The 17289-nt window shown below is 56.6% G+C and carries 14 protein-coding genes and 1 tRNA gene; 9 read left to right on the top strand and 6 right to left on the bottom strand.

Annotated elements, in window-relative coordinates:
* Window positions 1–528 precede the first annotated feature (528 nt).
* The 3 genes from CTATCC11996_RS10265 to CTATCC11996_RS10250 all read left to right on the top strand — a co-directional run bounded on the left by CTATCC11996_RS10265 (window position 529) and on the right by CTATCC11996_RS10250 (window position 6560).
* Window positions 529–822 carry an H-NS histone family protein gene (locus CTATCC11996_RS10265; protein ID WP_003075778.1) on the top strand — a complete coding sequence of 98 codons (294 nt, stop codon included), beginning with the start codon at window positions 529–531 and terminating at the stop codon, window positions 820–822.
* Between the two features lie 1128 nt (window positions 823–1950).
* Complete coding sequence (locus CTATCC11996_RS10255) at window positions 1951–5328, top strand: EAL domain-containing protein (protein WP_003075773.1); 3378 nt, start codon at window positions 1951–1953, stop codon at window positions 5326–5328.
* Window positions 5329–5978: 650 nt separating this feature from the next.
* The gene (locus tag CTATCC11996_RS10250; protein ID WP_042437519.1) at window positions 5979–6560 is read left to right on the top strand and encodes an SMI1/KNR4 family protein; all 582 of its coding nucleotides are present in this window, start codon (window positions 5979–5981) and stop codon (window positions 6558–6560) included.
* 1 nt (window position 6561) lies between these two features.
* Here the strand turns inward: CTATCC11996_RS10250 and CTATCC11996_RS10245 are convergent, their stop codons facing one another.
* The 3 genes from CTATCC11996_RS10245 to xseA all read right to left on the bottom strand — a co-directional run bounded on the left by CTATCC11996_RS10245 (window position 6562) and on the right by xseA (window position 9858).
* Window positions 6562–7422 carry a DODA-type extradiol aromatic ring-opening family dioxygenase gene (locus CTATCC11996_RS10245; RefSeq protein ID WP_080569857.1) on the bottom strand — a complete coding sequence of 287 codons (861 nt, stop codon included), beginning with the start codon at window positions 7420–7422 and terminating at the stop codon, window positions 6562–6564.
* Between the two features lie 185 nt (window positions 7423–7607).
* On the bottom strand, window positions 7608–8195 hold the full coding sequence (locus tag CTATCC11996_RS10240; protein ID WP_003054032.1) for a superoxide dismutase: 588 nt from the start codon (window positions 8193–8195) through the stop codon (window positions 7608–7610).
* Window positions 8196–8511: 316 nt separating this feature from the next.
* Window positions 8512–9858, bottom strand: coding sequence for an exodeoxyribonuclease VII large subunit (gene xseA / locus CTATCC11996_RS10235; protein WP_003075767.1), 1347 nt, complete (start codon window positions 9856–9858; stop codon window positions 8512–8514).
* 441 nt (window positions 9859–10299) lie between these two features.
* Between xseA and CTATCC11996_RS10225 the strand changes: the two genes are divergently transcribed.
* Window positions 10300–10935, top strand: coding sequence for a MotA/TolQ/ExbB proton channel family protein (locus tag CTATCC11996_RS10225; RefSeq protein WP_003075766.1), 636 nt, complete (start codon window positions 10300–10302; stop codon window positions 10933–10935).
* A gap of 16 nt (window positions 10936–10951) precedes the next feature.
* The gene (locus tag CTATCC11996_RS10220; RefSeq protein ID WP_003054027.1) at window positions 10952–11383 is read left to right on the top strand and encodes an ExbD/TolR family protein; all 432 of its coding nucleotides are present in this window, start codon (window positions 10952–10954) and stop codon (window positions 11381–11383) included.
* Between the two features lie 86 nt (window positions 11384–11469).
* Here the strand turns inward: CTATCC11996_RS10220 and CTATCC11996_RS10215 are convergent, their stop codons facing one another.
* Window positions 11470–12390: a Dyp-type peroxidase gene (locus CTATCC11996_RS10215; protein ID WP_003075764.1), complete on the bottom strand. Its 921-nt coding sequence runs from the start codon at window positions 12388–12390 to the stop codon at window positions 11470–11472.
* Window positions 12391–12566: 176 nt separating this feature from the next.
* Here CTATCC11996_RS10215 and CTATCC11996_RS10210 point away from each other — a divergent pair.
* Window positions 12567–12643 (top strand) — tRNA-Val (locus CTATCC11996_RS10210).
* Window positions 12644–12789: 146 nt separating this feature from the next.
* Here the strand turns inward: CTATCC11996_RS10210 and CTATCC11996_RS10205 are convergent.
* Window positions 12790–13239 carry an SRPBCC family protein gene (locus tag CTATCC11996_RS10205; RefSeq protein ID WP_003075762.1) on the bottom strand — a complete coding sequence of 150 codons (450 nt, stop codon included), beginning with the start codon at window positions 13237–13239 and terminating at the stop codon, window positions 12790–12792.
* A gap of 192 nt (window positions 13240–13431) precedes the next feature.
* On the opposite strand from CTATCC11996_RS10205, the gene CTATCC11996_RS10200 reads away from it, so the two are divergent.
* Window positions 13432–13851 carry a hypothetical protein gene (locus CTATCC11996_RS10200; protein WP_003075760.1) on the top strand — a complete coding sequence of 140 codons (420 nt, stop codon included), beginning with the start codon at window positions 13432–13434 and terminating at the stop codon, window positions 13849–13851.
* A 201-nt stretch (window positions 13852–14052) separates the two neighbouring features.
* Window positions 14053–14892, top strand: a complete 840-nt coding sequence (locus tag CTATCC11996_RS10195; RefSeq protein WP_003075759.1) for a CHAD domain-containing protein — start codon at window positions 14053–14055, stop codon at window positions 14890–14892.
* Between the two features lie 21 nt (window positions 14893–14913).
* On the opposite strand, the gene dkgB is transcribed toward CTATCC11996_RS10195, so the two are convergent.
* Window positions 14914–15720: a 2,5-didehydrogluconate reductase DkgB gene (gene dkgB, locus CTATCC11996_RS10190; protein WP_003075757.1), complete on the bottom strand. Its 807-nt coding sequence runs from the start codon at window positions 15718–15720 to the stop codon at window positions 14914–14916.
* A gap of 424 nt (window positions 15721–16144) precedes the next feature.
* Between dkgB and CTATCC11996_RS10185 the strand changes: the two genes are divergently transcribed.
* Window positions 16145–17047 (top strand): LysR family transcriptional regulator, encoded by a 903-nt coding sequence (locus tag CTATCC11996_RS10185; RefSeq protein ID WP_003075754.1) that lies wholly within the window; start codon window positions 16145–16147, stop codon window positions 17045–17047.
* The last annotated feature ends 242 nt before the right edge of the window (window positions 17048–17289 follow it).

The raw sequence follows: 17289 nt of genomic DNA, 5'->3' as shown, positions 1-17289 counted from the left end.
TGACAAATTGGCAAGCGATCACGTACTCGAATGTGTTGTTTTATCACCCTTCGACCAGTCTCCATTGACGATGGATGCGTTGGATGGATGCGTTGACCAGTTGACCTCCAACTGGGAGCACTGGCAAGAACAGGCCTTTAGCTGCCCTGTAGGCTTCTGCTAAAAAAGGAGTCCTGCAAAGCCATATGGGTCACTTCTGACTGAGCGGCTCAAATCGGCTTACCGGGAGCGCCGAACGAATGCTTTGCAAGCACTCAATAGGATGGCTTCTGGTCACACCTAGCCAATCGCTCCATACCTTTGAATAAGACGTCGTGCAATACGAGACGCTTCAGTATCTGCTTGTCTCTAAAGCTCATCTTATTTTTTGTGTGCGCCTGAGCTTTTGGAGTTGACGGACCTCAAACCAAGACACAATGTACGCGGTCACTTTCGACTGAAAGTGAACCAACTGCATAAACGACGTATCTCATGTATGGGTGCATCCCTTTAGTGCTGGTTCATAACTTTACATAGGACCTCTTTTAGATGAGTACACATTCTTATAAGGACTTGTTGGCGCAACGCGAGGCTCTTGAGCAGCAGATTGCTGCCGCCCGCAAGACTGAAGTCGCAGACGCGGTGCAAAAAATCAAAGGCTTGATCGAGGCTTTCGGGCTGACACAGGATGATGTCTTCCCTGCCGCCAAGCAAAAACAAAAGCGCGAGACTGGCTCTGTAGCCCCCAAATATCGTGACCCAGCCACAGGCCAGACTTGGTCCGGTCGAGGAAAGCCTCCGAATTGGATCAAAGATCAAGATCGTTCTCAGTTTGAGATTTGAAAGTGGCCCTAGCGGCCACTTTTTATTTCTCCCGACTGCCGCAGCGACCAGTCTTGCTCGCCCACTGGCGATTCTTTCAACACTGCCCCGGAGGCTCCTCACTCTTGGCCCAGTTGTAAATCGCCAATTCGCCACGTTCGCGCTGATTCGCGTCGCTGCCAACCGCGCACTCCTGCCGCAGGGCTTCCACCTCAAAGTCCTTGAAGCATGCCCGGATTGCAGAATCCGGTCGTTGATGCTGATGACGGCCTTGTCTTTGATTTCCTTGGGCTTTTCAGCCGTCAGTTAGTACTGCTCCTACACGAGCGACACGCCATAGTCTTCGGCCTCCCTGAGACTGTGCCCTACCGTATCGATCCATCTGTGCCAAGCAAGCTGCTCGGTGTAAGCGTCGCCTGTCATTCACAGATATACCGCTGATAGGTTCACACCCACGCCGTGAGCGAGGCCACATTCAGCGAGCTGCGACAAGGGGCTTGCTCACATGCCCAAGCAGGGCTTCCGGCACAAGTCCAGAAACTTCAAGCCATTTGACCAGCCCGAGAAAATCAAGTCACTCAGGAGGAAGCCGGATGCAGCGATAGCCTCGCTCGCTTTCGTGTGCCGAACCCTAGTCGAACACCACTCCTGAAAACTGCTCAGTCTTCATTCAAAGCCGGGCGTTTCTATAACGTTCTCCAAATTGATATGACTCAAGAATTCAAAAGAAAAAAGCGAGCTCTTGTTGAGCGCTTCATCGTAAAAATTCGCAGCCACTTGAATTCAGCATCCGTGTAATGCGTCTTGATCGTATCAACGACGCTGAAAAAGAATGTTATTTATCTGCTGGATACTGAATATCACATTGCTACGCCGAACTGGCAAACGGACGCTTCAGGACCAACCAACGCACAACATCTCGCAAATTTCCAGCCCTCCGCAATGTGAACCAATGACAACAAATGAAACAAAGCGCATATAGTTTGTATATTTGAGCTTGTATCCCTCAGCTTGCATGCTTACGAGACCCTGCACATTCCTCCCATATGGAGTGTCTGGAGCCCTTGCATGGATGGTGATGTCAGCCTAGGCCCGCGGCAAGTGAAAAATAGCTTGTAGCGGCCTGCATCTAGCGTAGGAGCGCGTTCTATGGTGCGGAGGTCTAGTTTCGAATCTAAGGTTGTCACTGCATTTGGAGCAGCCGCGCTGGTGGTGATCGCGATGGCACTATCGACGTGGGAAGTCGCAAATGATGCTGCCAAAGCAGCCCAAATGGTGACACATGCTCACCAGTTGCTCAACAATATAGATCGCGTCAGAGGCTACTCTCTCCAATCTGAGCTAACCACTCAAAATTTCCGTCTGACAGGTAATGCTGAGCATATTGCCGAGCGAAATGCAGCGATGGCTGAGAGAGAGCTTGCGCTGGAAAAAATACGGCAGCTAACGATCGACAATCCAGATCAACAACGTCGCTGGACAGAGCTGCGTAAAGTCATTGACCAGCGCATGGCAGCTGCACGCCAAATTGAAAAATTGCGCAATACCCAAGGTCAGAAGGCAGCAAATGCATTTGCTGCCGCAACTACGCTTGCAGCCACGCGTTTGCGCACCTATGAATTGCTGAGCGAGATGGATACCGAGGCGCGCCTGCGACTCGCCCTGGAAGAGGCAGAGCACAAACAAGCGCGTCATAAGCTGGTGACGGCTGGAGCATTGGTCGCTGTAGCACTTATCTTGCTGTTGGGCTCCTCCTATCTTCTGATAAGACGACAACTGCGCGAAACCGAAGCCAGTCAGCGTGCTCTGGCTGACAATGAAGAAAGCCTTGTGACTACCTTGCACTCGATCGGCGATGCAGTACTTGCAACAGACACTGAAGGGCGAATCACCCGCATGAATTCAGTGGCCGAACAGCTCACAGGCTGGAGCATTAATGAAGCTCAAGGCCGTTCTATCGAGGAAGTATTCAATATCATCCATGAGCAGACCCGTGAGCCTGCTCACATTCCTGTGGCAACGGTGCTAGCCACCGGGGAAGTGCAGGTACTTGCCGATTACACCTCAATCATTGCCAGAGATGGCACCGAGCGACCAATCTCTGATAGCGCCGCCCCCATCCGCGATTCCAAGGGTCAACTGCGAGGTGCTGTACTAGTCTTTCGGGACGTTACTCTGGAGCGAAAGGCACAACGGATCATCCGTGAGCAAAACGCGTCACTTGAAGCCGACGTACACCAACGCACCGTGCAATGGCATGAGATTCAAAGTCATTTGCACAACGTCATCAGCGCCGTTCCGGCGCTAATTGCCTACGTCAATGCACAACAGCACTACGAGTACGTCAACACTCAGTATCGTCAGTGCTTTGCACCTGACAGCGAAGACATCACGGGTGAGTCGGTAAGACAAATCCTCGGAGAGGAACGCTATGTTGTTGCCAATGACTTGATCGGCAAGGTTCTCGCAGGAGAGCCGCAAACATATGATTGGCAGCCCTTTCCAGGAGTTTGGCAAACCATTCAGTATGTTCCCAAACATCAAGCCGATGGAACGGTTGCTGGCTACTACGTATTGGGCACAGACATTACCGAGCGCAAGCACTATGAAGAACGTATCCAGACGCTCAATGGGGAACTTGAACAACGAGTGCATGAGTTAGAGCACATTGGCCGCGGACTGCGAACCTTGAGCGCCGGTAATCGCACCATGTTACGTGCCAGTGAAGAACAGAGTCTGCTTGAAAACATGTGCCGAGCCATCGTGGCTGCAGGAGGCTATGGCATGGCTGCTGTCTGGTATTCGGGTGACGAGCCAGATCAACAACTACACCCGATGGCCGAGTGCAATTATCCAGGCGGTATAGAAGCACTTCGCAGCCTGGGACTCATAGCAGCCGATACGGAGCTGGGCCAAAGTCTGACGTCTAGCGCAATTCGCAGCGGCAAGGTTCAATTTGTCGGCGACATGCGCATGGATTTCAACCATGCTCGATGGCACGACAAGCTTGGTGAACTGAAATCAGGCGTATCTTGCCCTTTATTGGTAGAGGGCGAAGTCATTGGCGCACTCTCCATTTATGACACCGAACCAGACGCGTTCGGCGAAGATGAAATCGCATTGCTGACTGAATCAGCGGACGATCTGGCTTTTGGGATTTCCATTCTTCGAACACGTTTAGAACAACAACGTGTGCAAGCAGAGATGAATCATATGCTGCGCCATGATCCCTTGACTGGACTACCCAATTCAATTGAATTCAGGGAAGTTCTGACGGCGAAAATTGAGGGAAGCTACCCACACCCAGAACCAATCGCAGCTTTGCAATTCAATATTGAACGTCTTCGAGAAATCAACGAAGTGCTAGGTTTCTCTAATGGGGACCAGATTCTCAGAGACTTCGGAGAGCGACTAAGACATAGTATTCCTGATTCCGCACATATCGCGCGTTTACGCGGAGACGAATTCGCAGTATTAGCACCTACTTTGGATAGAGGTTCTGCCGTAGCTTTGGCCGAAGAGGTGGAAAAAACCATCTCCCGCCCTTTCCCGATCGCAGATATTGAATTGGATGTCAGCGCAAGAGTTGGCATCGCTTTATTTCCCGAACACGGCACAACTGCCGATGAGCTACTGCGCCAAATGGGAAAGGCCACCCATCAAGCCAAAGCCCGCGGATTGAGCCAGTGCGTATTTGATCCTTCGCATCAGAAAAATCAAGCAGGACGCTTGACCATGGCAGGGGAGCTTCGGCGAGCCATTGCAGGCAATCAGCTGCGACTATTTTTACAGCCCAAAGTTGATTTTTCCTCCGGGCAAATCTGTGGAGCAGAGGCCTTGGTACGCTGGATGCATCCGCTTAAAGGATTGATTCCTCCCGGATTGTTCATCGACTTGGCTGAGCAAACAGGCTTGATCAAGCCTTTGACGGAATGGGTCATTGTCGCTGCCCTTGACCTACTGCAGAGCTGGCAGGCAAAAGGTTGTGCTGTTCCTATTGCAATCAATCTCTCCGCGCGAAACTTCAGAGATGAACAGCTTTTCGCCAAGTATCGCCAATGGCATTCAGAACGATCTGTGTCAACAGGATTATTGGAGATTGAGATTACGGAAAGCACCGTAATGGAGCATGCTGAATATGCTCTACGAGCACTGAGCGAGATGAGCGATGCTGGGATTCCTCTTTATGTGGACGATTTTGGAACAGGGTACTCCTCATTGAGCTATCTACAAAAACTACCAGTAGATTATATCAAGATCGACCAGTCATTCGTTTCTGCAATGCATCGCGATCGTGATTCCGCCACGATTGTCCGCTCAACCATTGATCTCATGCATGATCTCGGACGGAAGACAGTTGCCGAAGGTGTGGAGACCAAAGAGCACTGGGATCTGCTCAAGGAGCTTGGCTGTGATATTGCACAAGGCTACTATATCGCTAAACCCATGCCTTCCAGTGATTTCCAGAAATGGGCCGAAGATTTCAGAAAATCTCAATCACGGGATAGCCCCTCCTTTTCAATATAATCCATTACTTTGAAAGTACGCCCCCAATAACAAGAAAACAAGTATTTTCATCAGCAATAATTTTTCAAGACAGTAGAATCATGCGGTGCATATATACACCTGAAATCTTGTTTTAAAAAATTCAATGACAACAGCCGGAAAATAATAATCTATAGCGATCAAAGTAATCAGGCGATTGCAAGCCTTGCTCCTTTGACTCTGCACTTCGTAATTTCATAGCTGAATACAATATCACTTCCGACCCCATACGAGGTTGCAAGTTCTCGAATTTGAAAGCGTCGAGTCGGGCATCTATTTTGTTTAGATGACATTCAAAGGTCGAAACCCAAAAGCAACTGCCGTCCTTATAGTTTCCGACATCAGACTGAAGGCCAAGCACACAAGAAGTGCTTCAAATACGCATCACGCAAAAAAAGCAAATACGCCAGTGGCGCTATGCAGATCACTATCGCCTGTGGATTCAACTGGTCAATGCAACACAATGGACACCTCTGGTCCAAGGAGTGCAGACATGAGGCAAAGACCGCGGATTTACTGCGCTGACAATCCAAAGATCCACACTTTGTACCCAAACAGTCGCTCCCCAACATCCGCTGTCAAGCTGACTTCGCTGTTCAATTCACTTACCTCCGAGTACCGCGCCTCCCGCCATGACACCTGACCAATATCTTGCGCATTTGCAAGCTGTGTATGCCGCATTCCAGCTACGCTTTCACCCCATGCCGCCGGCCAGCGAACAGGATCTGGCCGCTTTGGCAGCCGCGCTGGGGCCTCTGGATACCGATCTGGCCGCATTCTGGCGCCTGACTGCAGGCAGCAGCGCCGACAGCACTCAGCCCCTGTTTCAGCGGCCGGGCTTTGTGGATGCACTGGACCTTCTCACGCCACCGCAGGCCATGGCCCTGGCTCTCCGCATGGAAAATCGAGCCCAGCGCATGTGGGATCTGGCCGGCCACGCATCCCAGGACCCTCGCCTGAGCGGGCGCTGGTGGCACGCCGGCTGGCAGCCGTTTGCCAGCTTCTATGGCGACATCGTGCTAATGGTCGATCATCATCCCGGTCCTGAAGGACAGCGCGGCCAGATCATTGCCTATGCGCACGACCCCGACCAGATTTGCTGGATCGCCCCCAGCTTCTCAGCCTATCTTCAAGCGTCCGCCGACTCGATTGACGATGACAGGGAAGAATTTTTGAATGGCCCACTGGACGAGCAAGAATCAGTGGAGCTCTGAGCTACGCCCCGGCCTCAAGGCAGTAGCTGGACAGCGTGGCCGAGCCCATGAAGGCCTCTTCAAAGTAAATGCGGCGGGCCTGGTCTTGCTCGGCCGTCCCCACCACCACCATCAACGGCAGCAGATGCTCCTCCCGCGGATGCGCCACGCGCGCGCCGGGGGCCCGCTCCCAAGCGGCCAGCCGCTGGCTTCGCGCGGCAGGTGTCATCTGCATCAGGGTCTCGGCCAACCAATCGTCAAACAGCTTGGAAGGCGCCCGCCCCACGGGGCCGAAGCTACGCATATTGTGATAGCTGGAGCCGCTGCCAATGATGAGAACTCCCTCGTCACGCAACGGAGCCAGCGCACGTCCCACGGCCAGATGTTGTGCGGCGTTCAGATTGCTGCGCAGGCTGAGCTGAAGCACGGGCACATCGGCCTGCGGATAGATCACCGCCATGGGCACAAACATGCCATGGTCGTAGCCGCGCTGTTTGTCTGCCCGCACGTCTTCCCCAGCCTGCGCCAGCAACTGTTGAACCCGGCCTGCCAGCTCAGGCGATCCTGAAGCACGGTAATGCAGGTCATAGGTGTGCGGCGGAAAGCCGCTGTAGTCATACAGCATGCCAGGATGGGCGGCACTCTGTACGGTGAAAACCGGCTCCTCCCAATGGGCGGAGAGCAGCAACACGGCCCTGGGTCTGCGCGCCAGTTGGAGCGGAATATTGCGCAAACCCTCTGCCATCAGCGCATGCCAGTCGTGCATCTCGGGCACCCAGGGCCAGGGGCCGGCGCCATGGCAGAGAAAGTACACGGGCATGCGAGCGCCTGCCTCCATTAGCCCGGGAACTGCCTGATTGCCCAGGCCTTCACACTCCTCCATACCAGTCTCTCCCATGCATCAACAGGTCATCAAAAACATAGCCGCCTGCACTTTCCCATCAAAACTGGAGACCTATAGATCCTCATTCTCAGCAGACAGGCATAAAAAAAACCTCCTTGCGGAGGTTTTTGCCAACGATCAGATCCGAGCCATGCAGCCACAGACCTGATGACGTATTGCCGTGATCAGGCAGCGAAGTTGGCTTCGGCGAACTTCCAGTTCACCAGCTTTTCCAGGAATGTTTCAACAAACTTGGGGCGCAGGTTGCGGTAGTCGATGTAGTAGGCGTGTTCCCACACGTCCACAGTCAGCAGCGCCTTGTCGGCGGTGGTCAGGGGAGTACCGGCAGCGCCCATGTTGACGATGTCCACGGAACCGTCGGCCTTCTTCACCAGCCAGGTCCAGCCCGAACCGAAGTTGCCGGCAGCGGAAGCCACGAAAGCCTTCTTGAACTCGGCGTAGGAGCCCCACTTCTTATTGATGGCATCAGCCAGAGCACCTGTAGGTTCTGCTCCGCCGTTGGGGGTCATGCAGTTCCAGAAGAAAGTGTGGTTCCAGATCTGGGCAGCGTTGTTGTAGATGCCGCCGGAAGACTTCTTGACGACTTCTTCCAGATCCATGTTTTCGAATTCGGTGCCCTTTTGCAGGTTGTTCAGGTTCACCACATAGGCGTTATGGTGCTTGCCATGGTGGAATTCCAGGGTTTCCTGGCTGTAACCGAACGGAGCCAGTGCATCGATAGCGTATGGCAGGGGGGGCAGAGTGCGTTCCATGATGGTTTTCCTCGTGGTTGAAATTTTTGGGGGCCGTCCAGTGCCAAGGCGTCTGAGCGGTGACCGCTGTGCCGACCGGCACATTGCTGTACTACAGACGTCAAGTATTGCACTAACCGAACCATTGTAGAAAGAACTGAGAGGCTGCGCGCCACTCATCAGGACTATTGCGCACGCAGCCAAAAGCATGCGCTCACGGCTTACAGCGCATGAACACTGGACCCTGTTGCATTGCCTGCGCCGATTGCAAAAGAGTTCTGATGAAGAACCCGGTTAGCGTGCGGGTGTTTTGCGGCCAGCTTGTGGCTGGCGAGCATCAAAGCAGACGCGGCTGAGTGACCACCACATCCACTGCCCCATCCGACAACTGAGCCTTCAACGCCGTCCCCGGAACGGCTTGCCTGACCTGGGTCACAGCCCTTCCCTGCTCATCCGTCAGCAAGGCATAGCCGCGCTGCAGCACCAAGCGCGGATCCAGCAGTTGCAAGCGCAGGTCGATACGATCAAGCGTTTGCTTTTGCTGCTCCAGATTGCGCTGGAAGATATTGGGGAAATTGACCTGTAGCGCTTGCTGGTTCTGCGCAAGCCGCTGCAGTTTCAATAGCATGGCATGACGCAGGCGCTGCGCCTGACGGCTGAGCTGCAGCTGGTTGCGCGCCAGTTGCTCGCTGGGCCGGCCCAGACGCTGGGCCGCGATATCGAGGCGTTGGGCTTGGCGATCCAGCACACGCTGCACGGCATTGTCCAGACGATCCTGCATCAGGCCCAGAGTCCCCAGCCAGACCTCGCGTGGCTGGGCTACCAGCTCGGCCGCAGCCGTGGGCGTGGGCGCGCGCAGGTCGGCGCAAAAATCGGCAATGGTGAAGTCGGTTTCGTGACCCACGCCGCTGATCAGCGGCACCGGGCTTTGCACAATGGTGCGCGCCAGCTGTTCGTCGTTGAAGGCCCACAGGTCTTCCAGCGAGCCGCCACCGCGCACCAGCAAGATGGTGTCTATCACCGGCTGCCGTGCAGATTCAACACGCAAGTTGCCGCTTGCCTCTTTTCCCTCTTGCGCCAGGCAATACAGTTTTGATAGCGCCTGCACAAGAGACTGCGGCGCCTGGGCTCCCTGTACCAGGGCCGGAACAATTACCACCGGGATATGCGGCACGCGGCGACGCAGCGCCGTCACCACATCGTGCAAGGCTGCCGCCCCCAGGGAAGTGACCAGGCCAATGCCACGCGGCAAGGGCGGCAGCGGCCTCTTTCGCGCAGGGTCGAACAGCCCCTCGGACTCCAGTTGGGCCTTGAGGCGCAGAAACTGCTCGAACAGGGCTCCCTGCCCTGCTCGCTGCATGCTCTCCACCACCAGTTGCAGATCGCCACGCTGCTCGTAGACGCCTAGACGCCCCCTGACTTCGACCAGTTCGCCATCACGCGGCGAGAAACCGACCTGCTCGGCCGAACGACGGAACATGGCGCAGCGAATCTGCCCGCTCGCGTCCTTGAGGTTGAAATAGCAATGCCCGCTGGCAGCGCGCGAAAAGCCGCTGAGCTCTCCGCGCACCGCCACCGGATTGAAGCGCGCCTGCAAGGCATCGCCAATGGCGTGGCATAGCGCGCCAACTTCCCACACATGCGGCGTGGCTGCTGGGTTTGGACGTTCAAACAGTGAATTCATGCGGTGTCAGCGAGGTCTTACGCGAGCCGGATTCTCCACAGATGTCGGCGTCCAGCCCTGTTGGCGACAAAGCCAGGAAAATCCTAAACAGCACATGAAGAACATCATCCATCTTATTGATTTAAAACAATTTATAAGGCTTCACACAGATGTCAAACTCGTAACAAGCCTTTAGAGCAAAGCAGATAGCTGCCCGGCACAGCAACTAGATCACAAAGTTATCCACAGATTTTTGTGCTATACGCGAAAGCATTCGCAAAGAATCGCAAGCTCTTTGTGCCGGCTCTGCCGCTCCAAGCTCCGCGCACTTCAAGAGCTGCCTCACGATCTTGCTGCGCTGGCTCAAGCCAGCTGCATGAGGCCTGTAAAAACGGGTCGCGGCGGCACGGCAGTGGGTCATAATCGTCGGCTGCAATTTCTGAACGACGAGGGAGAGCAACGTTGCTGTCGATCATACAAGCCGCAGGATGGCCTATCTGGCCTTTGATTGCCTGCTCGATTTTGGCCCTGGCCCTGATTTTTGAGCGCTTTGCCTCGCTGAAAGCCAGCAAGGTCGCGCCGACCAATCTGCTCAATGAAGCGATTTCGGTCTCCACCAAGCACCTGCCCAGCGCTGAAACCACCCAGCAACTGGCCCAAAGCTCGGTATTGGGTGAGGTTCTGGCCACTGGTCTTCGCACCCGCCAGGCACATCCCGAAAGCAGCGAGGAAGAGCTGCGATCGGCCATGGAAGGCGCGGGCCGCGCTGCCGCCCACAAGCTGGAAAAGTATTTGAGCGCCCTGGCCACCATTGCCTCGGCCGCGCCTCTGCTGGGCCTGTTGGGCACGGTGATCGGCATGATCGAGATCTTCGGCTCCCAGCCCGGAGCCAGCTCCGGCGCCGGCAACCCCGCCCAGCTCGCCCACGGCATATCGATTGCGCTCTACAACACGGCATTCGGCCTGATGGTGGCCATTCCTTCGCTGATCTTCTGGCGCTATTTCCGCGCCCGTGTAGACGGCTATCTGCTGGGCATGGAACTGGCGTCCGAGCAGTTCGTGCGCCATCTGGGTCGCCTCAAGCCTGCCAAGCAATAAGCGGAACGCATCCACCATGAACTTCCGTCCTCGTCACCGCGATGAGCCCGAGATCAATCTGATCGCCTTCATCGACGTGTTGCTGGTGGTGCTGATCTTTTTGATGCTCTCCACCACCTACAGCAAGTTCACCGAGCTGCAGCTGACCTTGCCCGTGGCCGACACCGAGCAGCAACGCGATCGCCCCAAGGAAATCATCGTCGGCGTATCCGCCGACGGCCGCTACTCCGTCAACAAGCAAGGCGTGGATGACCGCAGTGTCTCCTCCGTCGCTGCCGCCCTGTCCGGTGCAGCAACAGCGGGCAATGACAGCGTGGTCATCATCAGTGCCGATGCCAACTCCCCGCACCAGTCGGTGGTGACCGTCATGGAAGCGGCCCGCCACGCAGGACTGTCGCAAATCACGTTTGCCACCCAGACCTCGGCCAGCGCAGGCAAGGCCAACTAAGAGGCCATCGCCATTCCCTTTTGGTGATGACGCCACATGAAAAAACGGGCCAGATGGCCCGTTTTTCTTTGCCCTCAGGCCATTTCTCAGGCCTGGAGACCCAGCACCGTCAGATCCAGCTTGCCGCCGCAAACCGGCGGGCACCAGAAATAGCAGCCTGTCAACGGCTTGGAAAAGCGGAACAGTCCATCACTGATGTCGTCATCCATGCCCAGCATGCGGCGCATTTGAGCCTCGAAAGCGTCAAAGCTGCAGCCAAAGGCAGAGAACATCAAGCCGCTGCGATCACTGCCCTGCGGGCTGACACTCCACCAGGGCATGGAGCGTCGCACAACAAAGGCTTCCGGCTCAAAGCTCTCCTGCGCGGTGCGCTTGACATGGGCCGACTCAGGGGCATCGTCCAGCTCCTCGTTGTCGCTGCGACGGCGACCCACGGCATGGTCCTGCTCCGTGGTGCTCATGCCGTCAAAGGCCGAGTAGTCATGTTCCCACTGCTGCAAAGCCCAGTAGCTGCAGCCGTCCAGACCTGTCCCCAGTTCTGCCGCAATGCCGGCTGCCACGGCCTCATCGTCCTCGGGGTTCTCGGTGCCGTCTTCATAGCCGGTCAGGTCGCGGCCATGGCCGTTGTCCGAGCGCTGGTGCACAAAGGTATCCACGATGTGATCGAGCTTGAAGACCGGCGCCAGCAAATTTGTCAGCTTGGCCGTCAGGCCGATCAGCTCACCGCGTTGATCGCCGCGCAGCCACAGGCACAGCGCATAAGGTGTGCTGGGTGCTTCGAACTGCGGGCCCTTGAGGTGCGGGAACTCGTGCATCAGCGGCAGTTTCTTGTCCAGTTGCTGCAGCAGCTGCAGGCCCAGACCCGCCACTACCTGCTGACCGTCAACACTGGTCTGCAATTTCTTCAGACTGTTCTGCAAATCTGCACCTGCACCGGCCAGAGTGAAGAAAACATAGCGCCCCTGTTCAGGAAGAGACGCCAGAATGCCTGCTTGTGCTTTTGTCATGGGGTTGCCGATTCAATGGATGAAAAACACATCAAAGTTTAGTAGCGAATCAGCAGCGCCCCGCCAAGCCTTGAGCCGCTTGCCGGATTTGAAAAAATTTAGCCTCAGGCGCAAAAAAGTCGCGACTTTGCCCAAACCACCATTTTTCCGCTGCTAGAATTCATCCCATCGACGACAGGCGCGTAGCTCAGCTGGTTAGAGCACCACCTTGACATGGTGGGGGTCGTTGGTTCGAGTCCAATCGCGCCTACCAAACATCGCAAGCAAAACCAGAGCTTGCAAACAAGAAAGCCCGCTGCAAAGCGGGCTTTCTTGTTTCTGCTCCTCTGTTGGACCGCCGGCACCTGGATCACGCCATGCATTGGCCTCAGCCCGTCAATGTCGCGCTCTGCGTCGTTTTCACGCTCCGTCAGGAATGGTCGGCTCCACCAAAAGAGTCAGCAGTTGCAGCGATTCCTGCCAACCCAGATAGCAGGCCTGCTCGGGAATCATGTCAGGAACGCCTTCTTGCACCACATGCAACTCGGTGCCGCAAAAGACCTCCTTCAGATCGACGGTGGTGATCATTTCGCCGGGCAGATTGGCGTCCTCGAATCGATCGGTATGGCGTATGCGCCGGCCCGGCACCAACTCCAGAAATTCACCGCCAAAGCTGTTTTTGCTGTTGGCGGAAAAATTGATGAAGCTCATGCGGTATCGGCCTCCCACACGTGCGTCAAATTCATGCACCTGCGCCGCGAAACCGTGAGGAGGCAGCCACTTGACCATGGCCTCAGGGGTCGTGAAGGCCCTATAGACGCGTTCGGGCGGAGCTTTGATCACACGGTGCAGTCGAATGGTCTGTGGCATAAGAGACTCCTGAGATAGAGGCAGCAAGCTTAGTCCTCGTCACCGCGGCTGGCTACCAGGCTTTCTTGGATGTATTCATCAGTCGCCTCTTCGGCACAACGCCATCACACATATCCCACGAACAAGCCGCTACGGCTCCGCACTCCAAAAACCCCATGAAAGATTCGCCGACATTTAAGCAGATGGCTATCCATGGCGCGCAATGACGAGATCGTCGTCGATGCCACCGACATCAACCACGAAGCATCGTCCAATCTATGGAGCTTTTCTCCGGACGATGAGGAGTCCCTGGGCATCACCGCAGAAGCCCTTGCCGATTTCATCGGGCAGGTCTTGGTAGCCAGACAAAAGCAATTGAGTGGAAATGTACCCATGCTTTTCTATTGCTGGCATGAGGCACAGACCAGGCAGCTACGCTTCAGTCTTGTATCTGCCGCGCATGGCCGGCTGCCTTTCGGCTGCGCCATCGACCCTGGGGCGGAGCTTGCATCCATTGCCGCAGATATTGTCAACCAGGACTGGCTCAATGCCGAGTGGGGTCAGGCCGGGCCGGATGACATCTGTGAGGAGCCGGCTTTGAGCTTGGCCGTGTTCGTCGCCTATCTGCCATAGCCTGATCTTCAGGCGCATGTTCAGGCCCTTCGCAATCCGAGCCGCGACCGATCTGGACGCACAACTGCCGCAATTCAGGAACGAGCCCCATACAGCCTGAGACACGGAACATGGCACACTGTGGCGAACACTGGCGTGTGCCGCACCGCATCGCGTGTCACCGCATGTTGCAGCCTCATGACAACGGCCCCGGGAGTTCATATGGGCAAAGGCAAACCAGACGCCGCAGTGGCGTTTTCAGCTATCGCATCCCCGCTTGTCGACTCTGCAGTCGAACAGGCCTGGGACATTGCCAGAGCACCTGCCGTCGAGGGAATCCATCAGTTGCGCGTCACATTGCGCAGCCTGCTGACGCTGTGGTGGCTTTACCGACCTCTGATGGAGGCAAGAAAGTATGCACTGCAGCGCAGCAGCCTGAAATCGATAGCCTGCGCAGCAGGCATGGTCCGCGACTACGACATCCTGATCGAGCTGCTGAGGCGTAACGACAAATGCAGCGCGGCCGGCATTGCTGCCATATCGGCCGCCCGCGAATCCGCTATGCAGGCCGGCCGGGAAATACTTTCCCCCCCTCACATACAGGCTCGCTTGCAGGAAGCTCTGGCGCAAGCTTCGGCAAGCTTGGGCTCTGGGTCCGGCCAGCCGCGGCGGCGAGCTCATGCAAAAGTCAGGGTTGCACAATCAGCAAGACAGCTGCGTCGACGCATCAAGCGGGCGATCACCGCCGGCAAGCCAGACCTTGAAGCCTTTCACGATGTCCGAAAAGCCGGCAAGAAAACACGTTATCTGCTGGAGCTGTTGGAGCCCCTGCTGCCCGCAGACCATCGCCGCCTGCTCAAGCGACTCCAGAAAATCCAGCAGCCGCTTGGCGAACTGAATGACTTTGCTGTCAGCGAAAGCCTGGTCAGGCAGAACCCGCGCCTCATCCCTTCTCCGGATCAGGCGAAAGAAATAAGACGCTGGCTCAGAAAAAAACGCAAGCACCGCCTGAGCGCCCTCTCCTGCTTGCTGCGCAAGGATCGCACACTCAAGCAGGCTTGAGCGCTCATGACGGTGCCGTTGTCAGTCCCAGACAGGAGCCAGTCCCTCAGGGCTGACTTCGCGCCCGTTGCGCTCCAGCGCCGCGATCAGCACCATGTCCTCGGCATCCAGCTTCAGATCGCGCGCGAGCAGGTTGCTGGCCAGGTTCTCGCGCTTGGTGGACGACGGAATCACCGCATAACCCAGCTGCAGCGCCCAGGCCAGCGCCACCTGCGCCACCGTGGCCTGATGCTTGACCGCTATCTGCGCCAGCACCGGGTCCTTGAGCACCTTGCCGTAGGCCAGGGTCATGTAGGAAGTGACCTGAATGCCCTGCTCCTTGAGGAAGGCCGTCAGCTTGCGGCCTTGCAGATAGGGGCTCAGCTCGATCTGGTTCGTGGCAATCTCGCCCTGGCCCACAGCGACGATAGCCTGGCGGGTCAGCTCGACATTGAAGTTGGAGATACCGATCTGGCGGGTCAGGCCCCGGGCCTTGGCTTCGGCCAGGGCTTCCATGTACTCCGCCAGTTCGACGCCGTTGCCGGGTGCAGGCCAGTGGATCAGGGTCAGGTCCACATAGTCGGTGCGCAGCTTTTTCAGGCTGTCCTGCAGGCTGGGGATCAGCTTGGCGCGGCTGTAGTTGTCGGTCCAGATCTTGGTGGTCACAAACAGATCGCTGCGGGCCACACCGCTGTCGACTATGGCCTGGCCGACTTCGGCTTCGTTGCCATAGATCTGCGCCGTGTCGACTGCGCGGTAGCCCACATCGAGTGCATTGCGCACCGAATCGATAACGGTCTGACCGGAGAGGCGGAAGGTACCGACGCCGAAGGAAGGAATATGACTCATGAAATAGCTCCTGAATGAGACTGAAGACGACAGCCAGTCCTGAGTTTGCATATCTGCCATCAGGCCTGGCTTTTTCCGATGCCTGAAGTTTGCCCAACCCATATTTGTAGATTAAGCCCTGTACCCCATAAATTCTTTTGAAATAAAATCAAATATAAAAACTAGAATATTGCGCCAACTGTGACCAATCTTCATCATCTTTGATAGCAACACCTCGCACCAGACATGACTGCCATGCCCGCAGCGGGAATGCTGGCTTGCACGCCATCGGCAATCACCAACTGCCGCTCCATAGAGGTGAATTCGGTAATGCGCCGGTGACCAGGGCGAACACAGCCACAGACGAGTCCCCGGGGCAGAGCATTCAGTTGACATTTGCAGATCAAGCTTGGCACCCCTCAATTTTCTTGAACCAAATTCAACAATGAAGACCACGCTCGACGAACTTCAGGCTTTTGTGGCCGTCGTGGACACGGGGTCCATCACGGCCGCTTCGGAGCTGCTGGGCCTGACGATTTCGGCCACCAGCCGCACGCTGGGGCGCCTGGAAGAAAAGCTGCAGACCACGCTGCTGCGCCGCACCACCAGACGCCTGGAGCTGACCGAGGAAGGCGCCACCTTCTTGCAGCATGCCCGGGCCATACTGGCATCGGTGGACGAAGCGGAGGAGTTGATGGCAGCTCGGCGCATGCATCCTGCGGGGAGGTTGCGTATCGATGCCGCCACCCCCTTCATGCTGCATGTGCTGGTGCCGCTGATTGCTGGATTTCGTGCACGCTACCCCGAGGTGGAGCTGGAGCTGAACTCCAACGAAGGCATCATCGACCTGCTCGAAAGACGCACCGACGTGGCATTTCGCATCGGCGCGCTCAAGGACTCCACCCTGCATGCCCGCCCTGTAGGCATCAGCCGCATACGCGTGCTGGCCAGCCCAGCCTATCTCAAGCGTCACGGCATGCCCACCAGTCCGGAGCAGCTCAAGCAGCACAGCCTGCTGGGCTTTACCCAGCCCGAATCGCTCAACGACTGGCCGCTGCGCGACGCCGACAGCAACGCCGTGCGGATTCGTCCGGACATTGCCTCCTCCAGCGGCGAGACATTGCGGCAAATGGCGCTGGCCGGCCTGGGCATCGTCTGCCTGTCGGACTTCATGACCCGCACTGACCGCGAGCAAGGAAATCTGGTGCAGCTGTTCAGCAAGCACACACTGGACATCTGTCAGCCCATCAATGCGGTCTACTATCGAAACACCGCACTGGCGGCGCGCATCACCTGCTTTGTGGACCATGTGGTGGAAACGCTGGGCAGTCGACCCTTCGGGACCTGAGCGGCGCGAGCCGGCCGGCTGCAGTCATACCTGTGTCGCGATGAGGCTGCGCGATGAGGCTGCGCGATGAGGCTGCGCGATGAGGCTGCGCGATGGGCCTGCAGCGCAGCACTTGTGGGGTGAAGCTGCGCCGCAGCAGCAGAGCAGAATCGAGCTTCTGCGGCAGGCGGCTGCTGGCGCGGCACAGACTGCGCTGCTTTTGACTTGAACGCCGTGACTGAACGGTTTGCTTAGGGAGGTGC

The sequence above is a fragment of the Comamonas testosteroni ATCC 11996 genome (assembly GCF_000241525.1).
Taxonomy (GTDB): Bacteria; Pseudomonadota; Gammaproteobacteria; order Burkholderiales; family Burkholderiaceae_C; genus Comamonas; species Comamonas testosteroni.
Note: the sequence above shows the minus strand (reverse complement) of the source record. Positions and strands in the feature narration are given on the sequence as shown.

Excerpts from the sequence above, each read along its gene's own strand:
- CTATCC11996_RS10265 (WP_003075778.1), top strand. The coding sequence starts at position 529 with ATGAGTACACATTCTTATAAGGACTTGTTGGCGCAACGCGAGGCTCTT.
- CTATCC11996_RS10255 (WP_003075773.1), top strand. The coding sequence starts at position 1,951 with ATGGTGCGGAGGTCTAGTTTCGAATCTAAGGTTGTCACTGCATTTGGA.
- CTATCC11996_RS10250 (WP_042437519.1), top strand. The coding sequence starts at position 5,979 with ATGACACCTGACCAATATCTTGCGCATTTGCAAGCTGTGTATGCCGCA.
- CTATCC11996_RS10245 (WP_080569857.1), bottom strand. The coding sequence starts at position 7,422 with ATGGAGGAGTGTGAAGGCCTGGGCAATCAGGCAGTTCCCGGGCTAATG.
- CTATCC11996_RS10240 (WP_003054032.1), bottom strand. The coding sequence starts at position 8,195 with ATGGAACGCACTCTGCCCCCCCTGCCATACGCTATCGATGCACTGGCT.
- xseA (WP_003075767.1), bottom strand. The coding sequence starts at position 9,858 with ATGAATTCACTGTTTGAACGTCCAAACCCAGCAGCCACGCCGCATGTG.
- CTATCC11996_RS10220 (WP_003054027.1), top strand. The coding sequence starts at position 10,952 with ATGAACTTCCGTCCTCGTCACCGCGATGAGCCCGAGATCAATCTGATC.
- CTATCC11996_RS10215 (WP_003075764.1), bottom strand. The coding sequence starts at position 12,390 with ATGACAAAAGCACAAGCAGGCATTCTGGCGTCTCTTCCTGAACAGGGG.
- CTATCC11996_RS10205 (WP_003075762.1), bottom strand. The coding sequence starts at position 13,239 with ATGCCACAGACCATTCGACTGCACCGTGTGATCAAAGCTCCGCCCGAA.
- CTATCC11996_RS10200 (WP_003075760.1), top strand. The coding sequence starts at position 13,432 with ATGGCGCGCAATGACGAGATCGTCGTCGATGCCACCGACATCAACCAC.
- CTATCC11996_RS10195 (WP_003075759.1), top strand. The coding sequence starts at position 14,053 with ATGGGCAAAGGCAAACCAGACGCCGCAGTGGCGTTTTCAGCTATCGCA.
- dkgB (WP_003075757.1), bottom strand. The coding sequence starts at position 15,720 with ATGAGTCATATTCCTTCCTTCGGCGTCGGTACCTTCCGCCTCTCCGGT.
- CTATCC11996_RS10185 (WP_003075754.1), top strand. The coding sequence starts at position 16,145 with ATGAAGACCACGCTCGACGAACTTCAGGCTTTTGTGGCCGTCGTGGAC.